The sequence below is a fragment of the Tsukamurella pseudospumae genome, assembly GCF_001575195.1.
GTDB classification, from domain to species: domain Bacteria; phylum Actinomycetota; class Actinomycetes; order Mycobacteriales; family Mycobacteriaceae; genus Tsukamurella; species Tsukamurella pseudospumae.
Genome location: NZ_LSRF01000012.1, coordinates 22,582 through 37,298 on the forward strand (window position 1 = coordinate 22,582; position 14,717 = coordinate 37,298).

Annotated in this window: 14 protein-coding genes; 3 read left to right on the top strand and 11 right to left on the bottom strand. The window is 70.8% G+C overall.

Annotated features, from left to right (window positions below; translation table 11 throughout):
* Window positions 1-3,582 carry an indolepyruvate ferredoxin oxidoreductase family protein gene (locus AXK60_RS08000; RefSeq protein WP_068570535.1) on the bottom strand — a complete coding sequence of 1,194 codons (3,582 nt, stop codon included), beginning with the start codon at window positions 3,580-3,582 and terminating at the stop codon, window positions 1-3.
* Window positions 3,583-3,753: 171 nt separating this feature from the next.
* Between AXK60_RS08000 and AXK60_RS08005 the strand changes: the two genes are divergently transcribed.
* Entirely contained in the window at window positions 3,754-6,915 is a 3,162-nt protein-coding gene (locus AXK60_RS08005) for an arabinosyltransferase domain-containing protein (protein WP_244881060.1), read from the top strand.
* Window positions 6,916-6,979: 64 nt separating this feature from the next.
* Here the strand turns inward: AXK60_RS08005 and AXK60_RS08010 are convergent, their stop codons facing one another.
* From AXK60_RS08010 to pgsA, 8 genes are all read right to left on the bottom strand, one after another.
* A complete protein-coding gene (locus tag AXK60_RS08010) occupies window positions 6,980-7,171 on the bottom strand; it encodes a DUF3046 domain-containing protein (RefSeq protein WP_068570537.1) in 192 nt (63 codons plus the stop codon).
* A gap of 9 nt (window positions 7,172-7,180) precedes the next feature.
* The gene (locus tag AXK60_RS08015; RefSeq protein WP_068570538.1) at window positions 7,181-8,332 is read right to left on the bottom strand and encodes a glycosyltransferase; all 1,152 of its coding nucleotides are present in this window, start codon (window positions 8,330-8,332) and stop codon (window positions 7,181-7,183) included.
* 43 nt (window positions 8,333-8,375) lie between these two features.
* Entirely contained in the window at window positions 8,376-8,546 is a 171-nt protein-coding gene (locus tag AXK60_RS26865; protein WP_168545204.1) for a hypothetical protein, read from the bottom strand.
* An 89-nt stretch (window positions 8,547-8,635) separates the two neighbouring features.
* Window positions 8,636-9,514 carry a phage shock envelope stress response protein PspM gene (gene pspM / locus AXK60_RS08020; protein WP_139057817.1) on the bottom strand — a complete coding sequence of 293 codons (879 nt, stop codon included), beginning with the start codon at window positions 9,512-9,514 and terminating at the stop codon, window positions 8,636-8,638.
* Window positions 9,515-9,528: 14 nt separating this feature from the next.
* On the bottom strand, window positions 9,529-10,344 hold the full coding sequence (pspA, locus tag AXK60_RS08025) for a phage shock protein PspA (RefSeq protein WP_068570540.1): 816 nt from the start codon (window positions 10,342-10,344) through the stop codon (window positions 9,529-9,531).
* Window positions 10,345-10,508: 164 nt separating this feature from the next.
* Window positions 10,509-10,784 (bottom strand): helix-turn-helix domain-containing protein, encoded by a 276-nt coding sequence (locus tag AXK60_RS08030; protein WP_068570541.1) that lies wholly within the window; start codon window positions 10,782-10,784, stop codon window positions 10,509-10,511.
* Between the two features lie 27 nt (window positions 10,785-10,811).
* On the bottom strand, window positions 10,812-11,315 hold the full coding sequence (locus AXK60_RS08035; protein WP_068570542.1) for a CinA family protein: 504 nt from the start codon (window positions 11,313-11,315) through the stop codon (window positions 10,812-10,814).
* Window positions 11,302-11,883 (bottom strand): CDP-diacylglycerol--glycerol-3-phosphate 3-phosphatidyltransferase, encoded by a 582-nt coding sequence (gene pgsA, locus AXK60_RS08040; RefSeq protein ID WP_082777912.1) that lies wholly within the window; start codon window positions 11,881-11,883, stop codon window positions 11,302-11,304. The genes AXK60_RS08035 and pgsA overlap by 14 nt, the downstream gene beginning before the upstream one ends.
* 80 nt (window positions 11,884-11,963) lie before the next feature.
* On the opposite strand from pgsA, the gene AXK60_RS08045 reads away from it, so the two are divergent.
* A complete protein-coding gene (locus AXK60_RS08045) occupies window positions 11,964-12,446 on the top strand; it encodes an amino-acid N-acetyltransferase (protein ID WP_068570646.1) in 483 nt (160 codons plus the stop codon).
* Here AXK60_RS08045 and AXK60_RS08050 read toward each other — a convergent pair.
* Together AXK60_RS08050 and AXK60_RS08055 are read right to left on the bottom strand one after the other, a co-directional pair.
* Window positions 12,443-13,261, bottom strand: a complete 819-nt coding sequence (locus AXK60_RS08050) for a hypothetical protein (protein WP_139057818.1) — start codon at window positions 13,259-13,261, stop codon at window positions 12,443-12,445. The two genes, AXK60_RS08045 and AXK60_RS08050, sit on opposite strands and share 4 nt — an antisense overlap.
* Window positions 13,262-13,376: 115 nt before the next feature.
* Window positions 13,377-13,775 (bottom strand): PPOX class F420-dependent oxidoreductase, encoded by a 399-nt coding sequence (locus AXK60_RS08055; RefSeq protein ID WP_068746417.1) that lies wholly within the window; start codon window positions 13,773-13,775, stop codon window positions 13,377-13,379.
* A 216-nt stretch (window positions 13,776-13,991) separates the two neighbouring features.
* Between AXK60_RS08055 and AXK60_RS08060 the strand changes: the two genes are divergently transcribed.
* On the top strand, window positions 13,992-14,717 hold the full coding sequence (locus AXK60_RS08060; protein WP_139057819.1) for a putative protein N(5)-glutamine methyltransferase: 726 nt from the start codon (window positions 13,992-13,994) through the stop codon (window positions 14,715-14,717).

Sequence of the window (14,717 nt, forward strand, 5' to 3'; positions counted from 1 at the left end):
TTACCAGCCCAGCTTCTCCAACTGCGCCTGGACCGCGGCGCGGTACTTCTCGACATTGTCGGTCTTGACCGACTCGTAGCCGCGGACCATGTCCGGCAGCTCGGCCAGGGCGACGACCTGCGCACGCTGGTCCTCGGCGACCCGGCCGCCCTCGGCGGCGGCGATCATCAGGCCCACCAGCGCGCGGTACTCGGCGACGAGCGTGCGCTCCATCTTCCGCATCTCGGTCATGCCGAAGAAGTCGAGCTTGGTGCCGCGCAGGCGCTTCATCTTCGCCAGCGTCTTCATGCCCGGGTTCACCCACTCGCCCAGCGCGAGCTTGTTCTTCAGACCCATCTCGCGCAGCGTCGGCGGATGCAGGCGGATGGCCTTCTTCGCGTCGGCACCGAACTCGTCGGCCACCGTCGCCGCGAAACCGGCGTCCTGCGACAAGCGGGCGACCTCGTACTCGTCCTTGTAGGCCATCAGCTTGTGCAGGTTGTGTGCGACCGCGGCAGTGAGATCCTCCGAGCCCCAGGACTTCTCGGCACGGAACACGCGCGCGACATCGTCCATGTAGCGCTCGGCGTAGGCCTTGTCCTGGTACGCGACCAGCTCGTCGACGCGCAGCGCCACCTGGCGCAGCACCTCGGGCGAGGCACCGTCGAGCTTGGCGGCCTGCGCCGACGCGTACGCGCTCGCCGCGATCGGAGCGGGAAGCGGATGCAGCGCATCGATCGCGGCCCGGACGCCGGCCGGGTCGGAGACCGACTGACGTCCGCGACGGAAGGCCTGCAGGTTCTTCTCCACGGCCACGCCGTTGAGCTCGATGGCCCGCTCCAGCGACGCCGAGCTGATCGGCAGCGCGCCCGTCTGGAACGCGGCGCCCACCATGAACAGGTTGGCGTACTGCTCGTCGCCGAACAGCTGCAGCGTCAGATCGCCCGGATCGAGGTAGACGGTGCGCAGCGACGCCCGGTCGATCGCCTGGTGGATGCTCCGCGCGTCCGGGTACCCCACGGACGTGTCGATCACCATCTGGCCCGTGGGCACCTCTGTGGTCGAGACGATCGAGGTGGTGCGCTCCGGCGAGGCGACCTTGAGGTTCGCCGGGTCGACACCGACGAGGCTGTCGCAGGACAGGTACACGTCGCAGTCACCCGAGGCCACCTTCGCCGCCTGGTCGACGTACGTGGCGGAGACCTTGATGTCGGAGACGACGGCGCCGCCCTTCTGCGCCATGCCGGTCATGTCGACGGTGCGCGCCGAGTGACCGTCGAGCACCGTGGCGGTGGCCATGATCTGCGAGACCGTGACCACGCCCGTGCCGCCGATGCCGGTGACGCGGATGGCCATGCCGTCCGCCTCCCGCCGGGCCTTCTTCGGCTGCGGGATCGACTCGGCCGAGATGTCGGGCACCGACTTGCGGATCTTGCCCTGCACGCCCGGGGTGACCGTCACGAACGACGGGCAATCGCCCTTGAGGCACGAGAAGTCGAGGTTGCAGGAGCTCTGGTCGATCCGCGTCTTGCGGCCGAACTCGGTCTCGACGGGGTGCACGGACAGGCAGTTGCTCTTCTGACCGCAGTCGCCGCAGCCCTCGCAGAGGCGCTCGTTGATCACGACACGCCGGTTCGGCGTGGGGTACTTGTCGCGCTTGCGCTTGCGCCGCTTCTCGGCGGCGCAGTACTGGTCGTGCACGAGGACCGTGACGCCCGGCACCTCGGCCAGTTCGCGCTGCACGTCGAGCATGTCGGCGCGATCCCGCACCTCGATGCCCTTCGGCAGGCCCACCGCGGTCTGCTTGGGGTTGTCCGAGGTGACGATGATCTTGGCGACCCGCTCGGCCTGCAGCAGCGCGCAGATCTGCGGCAGGGACATCTGGCCGACCGGGTCCTGGCCGCCCGTCATGGCGACGGTGCCGTTGAACAGCAGCTTGTAGGTGATCCGCTCCCCCGAGGCCACCGACTGGCGCAGCGCCAGCGAGCCCGAGTGCATGAACGTGCCGTCGCCGATGTTCTGCACGAAGTGCTTCTCATCGACGAAGGGGGCCATGCCGACCCACTGCGCGCCCTCGCCGCCCATCTGGCTGACACCGGTCACCTCACCCACCTGCTGCGGGTCCATGAGCAGCACCATCGCGTGGCAGCCGATGCCGGCGCCGACGAGCGTGTCGTCGGTGACCTTGGTGGAGGTGTTGTGCGGGCAGCCGGAGCAGAAGTACGGGCTGCGCGCGGCCAGCGGCAGCTCGATCCGGGTGCGCACCTGCGCCTTGCGATCGAGCCAGTCCTTCGCGGCGGCCACGCCGTGGACGCGCGCGAGCCGCGCGGCCAGACCGCGGGAGACCGAGTCCACGTCCAGCTCGCCGAAGCGGGAGAACAGGGTGGAGCCGTCCTCGTGGGTCTTGCCCACGATGTTCGGCGCGCCCGGGTGACGGAAGAGGATGTCGCGCATCATCGTCTCGAGGAAGTCGCGCTTCTCCTCGACGACGATGACCTCGTCGAGGCCGTCGATGAACTCGTGCATGATCTGCCGCTCGAACGGGTAGACCATGCCCATCTTGAGGATGCGGATGCCGAGGCCGTTCAGCTCGTCGTCCTCGATGCCGATGAGCCGCAGCGACTCCCGCACGTCCAGGTAGGTCTTGCCGGCGCAGACGATACCGATCCGGTCGTCGCTCGAACGCACCGTGATCCGGTTGAGACGGTTGATCCGGGCGTACTCCGTGGCACGCGGCATGCGGACCGTGAGCTGATTCTGCTCGAGCTCCATGAGCTTCGCGCCGAGCAGCTGACCCGACGGGACGTGCGGGCTGGTGCCCAAGTCGCCGTAGACGGGCAGGATGCGGTCGGGGTGCACGTCGGCGGTCGACGAGCCGTCCGCGACGTGTGCGGAGATCTTGAGCGAGGTCCACAGCCCCGAGACGCGGGACATGATCGCGGCGTGCACGCCGAGATCGAGGATGTCCTGTGAGTCCGCCGGGTACAGGATCGGCATGTAGAGATCGGCCAGGGCCATCTCGGAGGCACAGGGCACCGTCGAGCTCTTGGCGCCCGGATCGTCGCCGACGAGGGCGACGGCGCCGCCCGTGGGGTGGGTGCCGATCATGTTGGCGTGCCGCAGCGCGTCGGTCGCACGGTCGAGGCCGGGCGCCTTGCCGTACCAGTAACCGGTGACGCCGTCGAGGCCGCGGGCGAGATGCCCCACCTGCGCGGCGATCTGGGAGCCCATGACGGAGGTCGCGGCGAGCTCCTCGTTGAGCCCGGGGCGATGCACCGTGTCGAAGTCCTGGAGGTACTTGCCGCGCTTGGCGATCTCGAGGTCGTAACCGGCCAGCGGCGAGCCCTCGTAGCCCGAGATGAACGAACCCGTCTTCAGGTTCTGCCGGCGGTCCAGGCGAGCCCGGTCACGCACCGTGCGGACGAGGGCCTGAATGCCCGTGAGGTAGATCGTGCCCTCTTCGCGCGTGTACCGATCATCCAGCGAGAAGGACTGCACGGCGGCCGACTGCCCGCCCCGAGGGTCCGCGTCGTGCTGACCTTCGGCGGCCTCACCGGCGGTGCCGGGAAGCTTGTCGATCGGCGAATTGGCGTCAAGGGTCACTGAAACCACCGTGCTTTCGTTCATTGCGCCTGTTCCAGGGGTGTCGGAACGCAGCGCGGGCTGTGTCGGTAGTCACAGCCTAACGTCTGATGCGGCAGATTTCACAGCCGTCTCCCCAGACTCGCCGTGGGCGCACCGATCGCGGGGCACGGGCCGATACCCTCAGTGATCGTGAACCTCCGAACCGCCCGGATCGCCGCCGTCGTGACCGGCCTGCTCGGCCTCGTGCTGGCGATCGCCACGCCGCTGCTGCCGATCAAGCAGACCGCCGTGACGATCGACTGGCCGCAGTCCGGCTCGCTCGCGCCGGTCACGGCACCGCTGACGATGTACAAGCCGCTCGAGGTCGACCTGACCGTGCCGTGCGCGGTCGCGGCGGCGGCACCGTCGGGCAAGGAGACGGTGCTCGCGGCCACGACGCCCCCGCCCGCCGGGGACCGCGCGCGCACCGTCGGCCTGTTCGTGACGGTCGACGGCGAGGCTCTGACGGTCCGCTCGGCCGGCGCACTGGTGCGCTCGATCCCCCGGGCGGACCTGGCGGCCTGCGACACGCTGTCGATCAGGATCGACGAGAAGCACGCGACCGCCGCGACCACCGCCGGATCGGGCCGCGCGGAGTCGGCGGGCGGCGCGGACGTGCCCGGTGACCTGCGACCGCAGGTGGTCGGAGTGTTCTCGGACCTCCCCGCGGACCTGCGGGGCGCCAAGCCCTCGATGCACATCGCGGTGGACTCGCGCTACACCTCGTCGCCGTCGACGCTCAAGGGCGTCGCGATCCTGGTCGGCGTGCTGTGCGTGCTGATCTCGCTGTTCGCACTCGCGCTGCTCGACCGCGCGGACGGGCGCCGTGGCAGGCACCTGATCCCCCGACGGTGGCTGCACGTGCGGCTCGCGGACGCGGCGGTGGTCGGCAGCCTGCTGGTCTGGCACATCATCGGGGCTCCCACCTCCGACGACGGCTACATCCTGGGGATGATCAAGGCCGCGCCGAACTCCGGGTACATGCCCGAGGTGTTCCGGTACTACGACGCCCCCTACGCGCCGTTCGGCATGCCCTTCTACGTGGTCTCGTGGATGGCCGAGTTGAGCGTGTCCAGCCCGTGGCTGCGCCTGCCCGCGCTGCTGTCCGGCATCCTGGCCTGGTTCCTGCTCTCGCGGGAGGTCCTGCCCCGACTGGGGCTCAGCAAGCGCCGCGCGCCGACGGACTACTCCCGCGCGCTGTGGGCGGCCGCCGCGGTCTTCACGCTGTTCTGGCTGACCTACAACCCCGGCCTGCGCCCGGAGCCGATCGTCGCGCTGGGCACCGTCGTCACCTGGTGCCTGGTGGAACGCACCGTCGCGACCCGCAGGCTCGCGCCCGCGGGCATCGGCCTGGTCGTCGCGGGGCTCACCTTGTCCGCGGCACCGACGGGCAGCTTCGCCTTCGTGGTCTTCCTCGTGGCAGCGGCGCCGCTGTGGAAGGCCGTCCGGTCCCATGTCTCGATCAACGGGTGGGCCGCGTCGCTGCTGCCGCTGGCCGCGGCCGGGGCGTCCGTGCTGTACCTGATCTTCGCCGACCACGGCCTCGTCGAGATGCTGCAGTCCACGAAGCTGCTCGGCGACGTCGGCCCCAGCGAGCAGTGGCACCGCGAGATCATCCGGTACGAGGCCCTCTTCCAGCAGAACCCCAACGGTTCGGTGGCCCGACGGTTCGCCATGCTCGCCATGTTCCTGTCCGCGGCGCTCACGGCGACGCTGCTGCTGTGGCGCCGCCGGATCCCCGGCATCGCGTCCGGTCCCGCGCGGCGGGTGGTCGCCGCGATCGGCGTCTCGCTGCTGGTGATGGCGTTCAACCCGACCAAGTGGACGCACCATTTCGGGGCGTTCGCGACGCTCGGCGCCATGGTCGCGGCGATCGCGGTGGTCGCCGTGCGGCCGCGCGCCATCCGGCGCCCGCAGTTCAGCCTGCTCGTCCTCGCGGCGACGGCCGGCTGCGCGACGCTTGCCTTCGAGTCGACCAACGGCTGGTTCTACCCCGGCAACTTCGGCATCCCGTGGGGCGGCACCGAACCCGTGGTGGCCGGGATCAAGCTGGCGAACGTCTTCGGCGCGATCACGGTGGTCCTGCTGCTCGCCGCTCTCGTGATGCACGTGACGGGATGGACGCCGCGCCTGCCCGACATCGGCGGGCGCCTGCCCGGGTTCGCCACACCGATCACGCTGGTCGCGGTCCTCATCCTGGCGATGATCGGCGCCACCAATGCCGCGTCGATCATGATCCAGCGGCCCGCGTACTCGTACGGGCAGCAGAACCTGCGCTCGCTCGCCGGAAACCCGTGCGGCATGGCCGACGCGGTGCTCGTGGAACGCGACGCCACCGCCGGCGTCCTCACGCCGCTCGGGAACGCCCGCGACCCGCTGGTCGGCGAGCAGAACGCGAACTTCACGCCGAACGGCATCGCGGGAAGCTTCTCGTCGAGCTCGCGCGGCGCGGCCGACCTGGTGCGTACCGGCGATGCCGACAACACCCCGTCGAACACCGGCGGCACCGGCGGCGGAACGCTCGACAAGCCCGGCGTCAACGGCTCGACGGCGGCCCTGCCCTTCGGCCTGGACCCGGCGCGGGTCCCGATGGTCGGCAGCCGGCAGACCGGCGTCCAGCGCTCCGCGAACGCGACCTCGAGCTGGTACGCCCTACCCGCGGGCGGGGTCGACCGGCTGCTGACGATCAGCGTCGCCGGCAGGTTCGGCCCCGCGGACCTGCAGCTCGAGTTCGGCACGGGCACCGGCACGATCACGCCCGCCGGGATGGTCATCCCGATCGACATCGGCCCCGCCCCCGCGTGGCGCAACCTGCGCGTACCGTCGGATCGCATCCCGCGGGCCGCCACCGCGGTCCGGGTGGTCGCGAACATCAGCGCACCGTCCGAGAACACCTGGGTCGCCTACACGCCGCCGCGCGCGCCGAAGCTCGAGACGCTGCAGCAACTGCTCGGCGACGACCCGACCCTCGTCGACTGGGGTGCCGGCATCGGCTTCCCCTGCCAGCGGCAGTGGCAGGAGAACGGCGGCGTCGCGGAGCTGCCGAAGTGGCGGATCCTGCCCGAGCGCGACCTCGCCGCCGCGGCGACCACGACGTGGGAGGGCGGCGACGCCGGCGGCCCGTTGGGCTGGGCGCTCCTGCTCGCCACCGCGCAGACGGTGCCGACCTACCTGAACAACGACTGGGGCCGGGAGTGGGGCGCGCTGGAGCGGTACGTGCCGTACGTCGACGCGCCGGCCGCGCAGCTGAGCCGCACGGACGTCATCCGGTCCGGCCTGTGGTCGCCGGGGAAGACGCCGCAGCAGAAGTAGCTACCAGCGGGCCTTGGGAACGTCGGGGTCGGAACAGAGGGCACGCGCCGGGCCGGCGGCCCGGTTACCAGCGGGACCGGGGAACGTCGAACTCGGAACACAGAGCGCGCCACACGTCCCGCGGGTCCGCGCCGGATTCGATGGCCTGGTCGCCGGTGGCACCGAAGGCCGCGAGGCGGTGGTCGCTCATGAGGGTGTCGCCGCGGAGGGTGCCGAACTCGGCGTAGAGCAGTTCGCGGAAGTCGGTGAGACGCACCGGACCAGGCTACCGATGCACAACCGTCTCGCACACCACCACCGGGTCGGCCACGCGGTGCGCACTGCGCGCGGCAGCGCGGGCGGCGCGCGCGAACGACGGATCGTCCAGGACGCGCCGCACACCGTCGCGGATCGCCTCCGGCGTCGCGGGCCGGACCAGCACGCCGCTCCCCTGCCGCACGACGCGGTTCGCGAGCTCCCATTGGTCGCCGCCACCAGGGACGACCACGACGGGCCTCCCGGCGGTGAGCGCCTTGGTCAGCATGCCGTGCCCGCCGCCGCAGACCACGGCGTCGGCCTGCGCGACGAGCCGGTCCTGCCGGCCGAATCCACTGGCGACCCACGGCTCACCGTCGAAGACGGGCGGGTGCAGGCCGCTGACCGCGACCCGCACGCCGGCCCCCCGGAGCCCGTCGACGGCGACCTCCGCCAGGTTCTGCTCCCCCGTCGCCGCGGTCGACGGTGCCACCATCACGACCGGCCCGGAGCCCTTGGGGACGGGGCACTGCGCGTCGGTCGGCTCCAGGGTGAGCGGCCCGACGAGGTGCGTGTGCGCCGGCCAGTCGGGGCGCGGCAGCTCGAGGGCGGGGATGGTGGCGACGAGCCGGCCGTCGGGTCCGGGATCGGGCGGGGGCAGGCCGATCCCGGCGCGGGCGGCCTCCCGTTGGCACCGGCCGTTGCGCAGGTCGCGGGCGGTGAACGCGCGGAGCACGGCGTCGCGCAGGTGTTCGCGGGGCGTCCGCGCGGGGGCGAGACCGGATCCGATCGGTGGCAGGCCCTTCGAGGACAGGTACAGCGGGTGGGGGCTGAGTTCGAGCCACGGCAGGCCAAGCAGCTCGGCGGCCATGCCGCCGCCCGGGGTGAGGATGTCGGCCACCACCAGATCGGCGCGGAACTCCTGGATACCCGGCAGCACGCACGTCCCGATGTACGCGGCGCGGGCGTGGATCTTCGAGCCCGCGTCCTCGTCGTCGTCGCCGGGGCGCGCGGCCAGGCCCGGCAGCTCGCGGGTGTCGACGCCGTACCGGGCTCCCACCTCCGACCACTGCCGGCCCGTGAACACGACCGGCACGTGGCCGGCGCCGATCAGGCGGAGGGCGAGGGCGAGGCCGGGCAGTGCATGCCCGGCCTCGGATCCCGCGACGATCGCTACGCGCACCCGTGCTCCTCCCGCGACGGCGGGCTGCCGGGTACGCCGCACGTTAGAACGTGCTGGTGGTCTTCTTCCCGGATCCCAGCCACTTGACCACAGTGACGATACCGATGACGACGAGCGCGATGATCGCCAGCGGGAACAGGGACTTGATGATCGCCGAGGCCACCATCAGGGCGAGCCAGATGACGACGATGGCGCCGAGGATCTTCCAGAACATTGCGAGCACCTTTCGAGGATTTCCGTGGAGGTCTTTCTTCTTCCACCATGCCCCCGTCGGTGCCGAAAGTCACCCTCTGAACAGGGGTTTCAGGGAGATTTGGGGGAATACCCTGACGGCACGGGCGGCAGCGCGGCGATGCCGTACGCCCAGGCCCGCAGCCGTTCCGCGGTCTCCTGCAGGCGCGGCGTGGCCATGCTGAGCTCATCGAATCGGGCGGGCGAGCCGAGCGACCTGCGTGCGGCGGCCACCGTCGTCGCCGCGGACCGGACCATCTCGCGGTACGCATCGACGCCCTCGTCCAGGCTGGCGCGCCCCTCGTCGAAGGTCTCACGCAGGTACGCGGCCGACCCGCCGCCGCCGGCGACGACCCGCTCGAGATCAGCCAGTTGTTCCGCGTAGGACGCGATGGCGTCGGCCGAGGCCTCCGCGTCGTCGTCGAGCTCACTGAGCGCATCGGGCGGCAGTGCGCCGGACCGCGACAGCACGGCCATCAGCGCGAGGAACTCCTGCTCCGACTCGGCGAGGGCGCGCACCGGCTTGTACAGCGCCGACGAGCCGGCCGGCAGGGTGCGCCGCGCATAGGTGCGCGGCGGGGCCGGGGTGCGGCGCAGGCGCCGCAGCTTCCGGACGGCGTAGGCCGCGGGGACGGCGATGACCGCCGTGACCGCGGTCGCGGTGCCGCCCACGACGGGGGCCGCGGTGGCGAAGCCGCCCACGGCGACCACCGCCGACGTGGAAGTGGTCGCGGCCCACCCGTTCACGGTGTGCCGGGCCTTCGTGATCGACCGCTGGTGGGCGGCCTTGGGATCCTTCCGGCGGGCCGCCCTGTCGCGCGCCTCGTCGGCCGCGCGGGCGGCGGTCTCCATCGCCGCGGACGCCGCCGTGATCGCCGAGGCGGCCATCCGACCAGCAGAGGCCGCCACCGCCGAGAAGTCGGTGCGGTAGCGGCCTCGCTGGTCAGTCATGGTTCCTCGTCGGTTCAGGGCTTCTGCAGGTTCGGGTTCGGCACCTGCTGCGGGGCCTGCGGCGCAGGCGCCGCCTGCGGGGCCGCGGGAGCGCCGGCGATCTGACCGCTGGCCTGCATGGACGCGCGGATCTGCTCGAGACGCGAGTGGCCCGCCATCTGGACCGTGGCCTGCTGGACCTCTGCCATGCGGCCCTGGACCGAGTTCTGCGCGAGCTCGGTGGAGCCGAGGGCGTTGGCGTAGCGCCGCTCGATCTTCTCGCGGACCTCGTCGAGATTCGGCGTGTTGCCCGGCGCGGCGAGCTGGCCCATCTGGTTCAGCGACGCGGAGACCTGCTCCTGCATCTTGGCCTGCTCCAGCTGGCTGAGCAGCTTGGTGCGCTCGGCGAGCTTCTGCTGCAGCTGCATCGCGTTCTGCTCGACGGCGCGCTTGGCCTGGCCGGCGGCCTGGAGTGACTGGTCGTGCAGGCCCTTGAGGTCCTCGACGCTCTGTTCGGCGGTCACGAGCTGCGCGGCGAAGGCCTCGGCGGCGTTGGTGTACTCGGTGGCCTTGGCGGCGTCACCCGCAGCGGTCGCCTGGTCCGCCAGCTGCACCGCCTGGCGCGTGTTGGCGGACAGCTTCTCGACCTCCGCCAGCTGGCGGTTCAGCTTCATCTCCAGCTGGCGCTGGTTGCCGATGACCGCCGCCGCCTGCTGCGACAGTGCCTGGTGCTGCCGCTGCGCGTCCTCGATCGCCTGCTGGATCTGGACCTTGGGATCGGCGTTCTCGTCGATCTTCGCGTTGAACAGCGCCATCAGGTAGCGCCACCCCTTGACGAACGGGTTAGCCATCGTCAGTTCTCCTCCGCCTCGATGCGTTCATCGCCGAATCATCGTCCGGCCGTCCGGCGACGCCGGACTCGTGCTTACCAATCTATCGGGTATTCGGTCCGGCGCGCCGCCCTGATCCGCGGGTCCGGGGAAATCCCCGAATCCGCGGATCGCCCGTCTCAGGGTCAGGCAGCGGCAAGAGCGGGCGCCGGGATCACCATCGTGGGGATCGGGCGCATCGACACACTCGCCTGAGCCACCACGTCGGCCACCTCGACGGCCAGCGCGCCGCAGATCGCGGCCAGCAGTTCGCTGGACGCCTCCTTCTGGCCGCGCTCGACCTCCGACAGGTAGCCGAGACTGACCTGTGCCGACGACGACACGTCACGCAGCGTGCGACTCTGGCGGACCCGCGTCTTCCGCAGGTTCTCCCCGATCGCCTCGCGAAGCAGTAGAGCCATGCTCACCTCCGTCTTGATCTTGTCCAGTCAACGCCGGAGGGGCCCGGATGGTTCCCGGTTCGCGCAAACCCGTTCCGTCAGCTCCCGCACGGCCGCGTCGACCGCCCCGCGCCGGACCGCGGCGCGGTCACCGTCGAGCGCGAGCGTGGTGACGGTCGTGCCGGACGGCCCGGAAATCCCCAGGTGGACGGTGCCGACGGGCACGCCGTCCTGCTCGGTCGGTCCGGCCACGCCGGTCAGCCCGACGCCCCAGTCCGCGCCGCAGCGCGACCGCGCACCGTCGGCCAGGGCACGTGCGGTGTCCGGATGGACGGGCCCGTTGCGCTCCAGATCGCCCGACGGTACGCCCGCGAGGCTCGCCTTGAGGTCGGTCGCGTACACGATGAGGCCGCCGCGGAGCACTGCGCTGGCGCCGGGGACGTCGGCGATCGTGGCGGCGAACAGTCCGGCGGTGAGGGACTCGGCGGAGGCGACGGTCTGGCCGCGCTCGGCGAGCGCGGCGACCAGGCGGTCGGCGCTATGCGCGGCCACGCCACCAGCTGATCAGATAGTCGACGCCCGTCGCGACGGTGACGAAGAGCGCCGCGCCCATCGCGACCTGGCTGGGCACGTCCATCCAGCCCGGCAGGGGCATGAGGTACAGGCCGATCGCGATGGTCTGCAGCAGGGTCTTGAGCTTGCCGCCTCGGCTCGCCGGGATGACTCCGTCGCGGATGACGGCGAACCGGAAGGCGGTGATGCCGAACTCCCGGGCCAGGATCACCAGCGTGACCCACCAGGGGAGTTCGCCGAGGACGGACAGTCCGACGAAGGCGGCGCCGGTGAGCGCCTTGTCCGCGATCGGATCCATGAGCTTGCCGAAGTCGGTGATCAAGCCGTAGCGGCGTGCGATCTGACCGTCGATGCGGTCGGTGATCATCGCGACCGCGAACACGGCGAAGGCGATCCAGCGCCACAGCGTCGTATGGCCGCCGTCGACGAACAGGGCCGCCAGGAACACCGGCACGAGTACGATCCGGAGCACCGTCAACCCGTTCGCGACGTTGACGTTCGAAACAGGTGTGCTCGCGGGATGCTGCACGCCGTCCGTTGCACTCACGATGATCACCCTATCGGTACGCCGAATCCGCGGCCGTGCGCGCTACAGTTTCGTCCGTGACCACCGACCACGACGACGTGCTGCGCCGCGCCCGGACCTCCGACGTCCCCGGGATCAAGCGCCTCATCGACGTGTACGCGGGCAAGATCCTGCTCGAGAAGAACCTGGTGACCCTGTACGAGTCCCTGCAGGAGTTCTGGGTGTACGAGGTGGACGGCGAGATCGTCGGCTGCGGCGCACTCCACGTGCTGTGGTCGGATCTGGGCGAGATCCGGACGCTCGCGGTGAACCCCACCGTGAAGGGGCACGGGATCGGCCACAAGATGGTCGCGCGGCTGCTCGACGAGGCCCGGTCGCTGGAACTGCACCGGGTGTTCGTGCTGACCTTCGAGACCGAGTTCTTCGGCCGGCACGGCTTCCAGGAGATCGACGGGACGCCCGTGAGCGCCGAGGTCTACAACGAGCTGTGCCGCAGCTACGACGAGGGCGTCGCCGAGTTCCTGGACCTGTCGTACGTCAAGCCCAACACCCTCGGCAACACCCGCATGCTCGTGACGCTCTAACCCTGCCGGGGCGGATGACTCGGCGGCTGCTGCGGCGCCTGCGGGCGCTGCACCTGCTGCGGCCCGGGGTGCCACTGCCAGTGGCCCTGTTGGGGCTGCGGAGGCATCTGGGCGGCGGGGCGGGGCGCCTGGGGTGCCCCGGGTCCGGGCCGGGTGTTCGACGATGCCGTGCGCGTGAGCAGCTCGAGGCCCCAGCCGATGAGAATCGGAATCGCCGTCGTGATCAGGAGCCACGGCACGACATTGAACATCCACTGGTCCACGCTGTCGGTGCGCGGGCCCATGGGGTCGCTCAACAGATCCACGATCACGTAGCGGTACAACGCCCACGTGACAAGGCTGATCGGAATCGACACCGACCACAGCCAACCACTTCGTCGCGCGATCCCCCATGCGGCCACGGCAGTGACCACGGACAGCGCGTCGAGCACGTCGTAGACGCCGGATGGCACCGCACCGTTCGAGTCGATCGACAGGGACAGGACAACGGTTCCCACCACTACGAGGAAGGAGAACGCCTGTAGCCCACCGCCGACGAGCTTTCCCATCGTCCCCCGCCCGACGACGAACAGATACACGACGAAGATGAAGTCGACGGACACCAGGCTGAGGAAGAACGCCCAGTGGTTGAAGGCACCCACTTCGCGCCACACGATCCGCACGAGAAGATTGGCGACGAGCACGGCACCGAACACGGCTGCCGATGCGATGGCGACCCCGGTCCCCGTCGGACCGGGCTTCGGAGGTTTCGGCCCGGCCGGAGAACCCACGGGAACGTAGGGCGGCATGCTCGGGCCCTGTTGCTGTCCGTACACGACTCCCCCGTTTCCGCCGGTCGTCACCGGCGCCGACGGCAGAATAGACCCGGATCGCGGTCGGCGCAGCGGCACGGGCGTGGATGTCATCCGTTCGGACGACGCCGCCGGCCGGTCAACGCTGCGGCGTGATCACGACGACCGTGTCGCCGTAGGGCTGGTCCCGACCCTTGAACTTCGCGCCGATCGTGTTGAAGAACTTGGACATCGGCACCTGGAAGCCGTACTTGGCCTTCACCGCGGCCTGCACGGCATCGAACTCCGGGCCCGAGGTCACCAACTCGGCGGTGCCCGCGGTGGTCACCGCGCCGGCTGAGACGGCCCCGCGCTGGTTGCACGGGGTGATCTCGACCGCGGGGTTGTTCTTCAGGCGCTTGGCCTTTCCCGAGGTCGACGAGGTCCAGAAGCCGAAACGGTCGCCGTCGACGGGCACGACCCACACCGGGGTCGCCACCTTCTCGCCCGAGCGGCGGAAGGTCGCGACGGAAATGGTCTTCTCACTGGCGAGCGACATGCGAGGAGCGTAGCGCCTCCGCGACCACGACGAGCATTCTGAACTGGGCAAACACCGCGAACCGGCGCGATCCGGTCGTCCCGAGTGCGGAGGGTGCGGGAGCGGCGCACCGTCGAGATTCATCCACTCGGACGACGAACCGCACTGGTGTGAACCAGCCCGTACCCGGATCGCGGGAGTGTGGTGAATCACGCATAACCGTGATTGACTTCCCCGGTGGATGTCATCGGCGAACTGCGAGCGGCGGGGTGCGTGTTCGCCGAACGGGAGGCGGCGCTGCTGACCGAGGCCGCGTCGGGCGACGACCTCGAGGCCCTGGTCCGTCGACGGTGCGCCGGCGAGCCGCTCGAGCACCTCCTGGGCTGGGTGGAATTCCGGGGGCGACGGCTCCGGATCGGCCCCGGAGTGTTCGTCCCCCGCCTCCGGACGGAACTGCTGTCCGAGCTCGCGGACGGCACGGGGATCCTGGTCGACCTGTGCTGCGGCGTGGGCCCCGTCGTCTCGACCACCGCCTCGGCCAAGGCGTACGGCGTGGACATCGACCGCACCGCCGCCGAGTACGCGGCACGCAACGCGCCGACGGCGACGATCCTCGTCGGCGATCTGTACGCGCCCCTGCCGGGCGCGCTGCGCGGCACCGTCGACGTGATCGCGGCGAATGCGCCGTACGTGCCGACCGCCGCGATCGCGACGATGCCGGCGGAGGCTCGCGACAGAGAGCCCCATCGCGCGCTGGACGGCGGCCCGGACGGTCTCGCGCTGCACCGTCGGATCGTGCGGGACGCGCCGCGGTGGCTGCGACGGGGCGGGCGCGTCGTCATCGAGACCGGTCGTCAGCAGGCCACGTACACGGTTGCGGCGATGCGGGCCGTGGGCCTGCGGACCCACATCGAGATCGACGACGAGCGGCAGGCGACGGTGGCCGTCGGCGTCATGCCCTGA

Coding starts and splice junctions, on each gene's coding strand:
- AXK60_RS26865 (WP_168545204.1), bottom strand. CDS start 8,546: ATGTTCTGGAAGATCCTCGGCGCCATCGTCGTCATCTGGCTCGCCCTG.
- pspM (WP_139057817.1), bottom strand. CDS start 9,514: ATGACTGACCAGCGAGGCCGCTACCGCACCGACTTCTCGGCGGTGGCG.
- AXK60_RS08030 (WP_068570541.1), bottom strand. CDS start 10,784: ATGGCTCTACTGCTTCGCGAGGCGATCGGGGAGAACCTGCGGAAGACG.
- pspA (WP_068570540.1), bottom strand. CDS start 10,344: ATGGCTAACCCGTTCGTCAAGGGGTGGCGCTACCTGATGGCGCTGTTC.
- AXK60_RS08055 (WP_068746417.1), bottom strand. CDS start 13,775: ATGTCGCTCGCCAGTGAGAAGACCATTTCCGTCGCGACCTTCCGCCGC.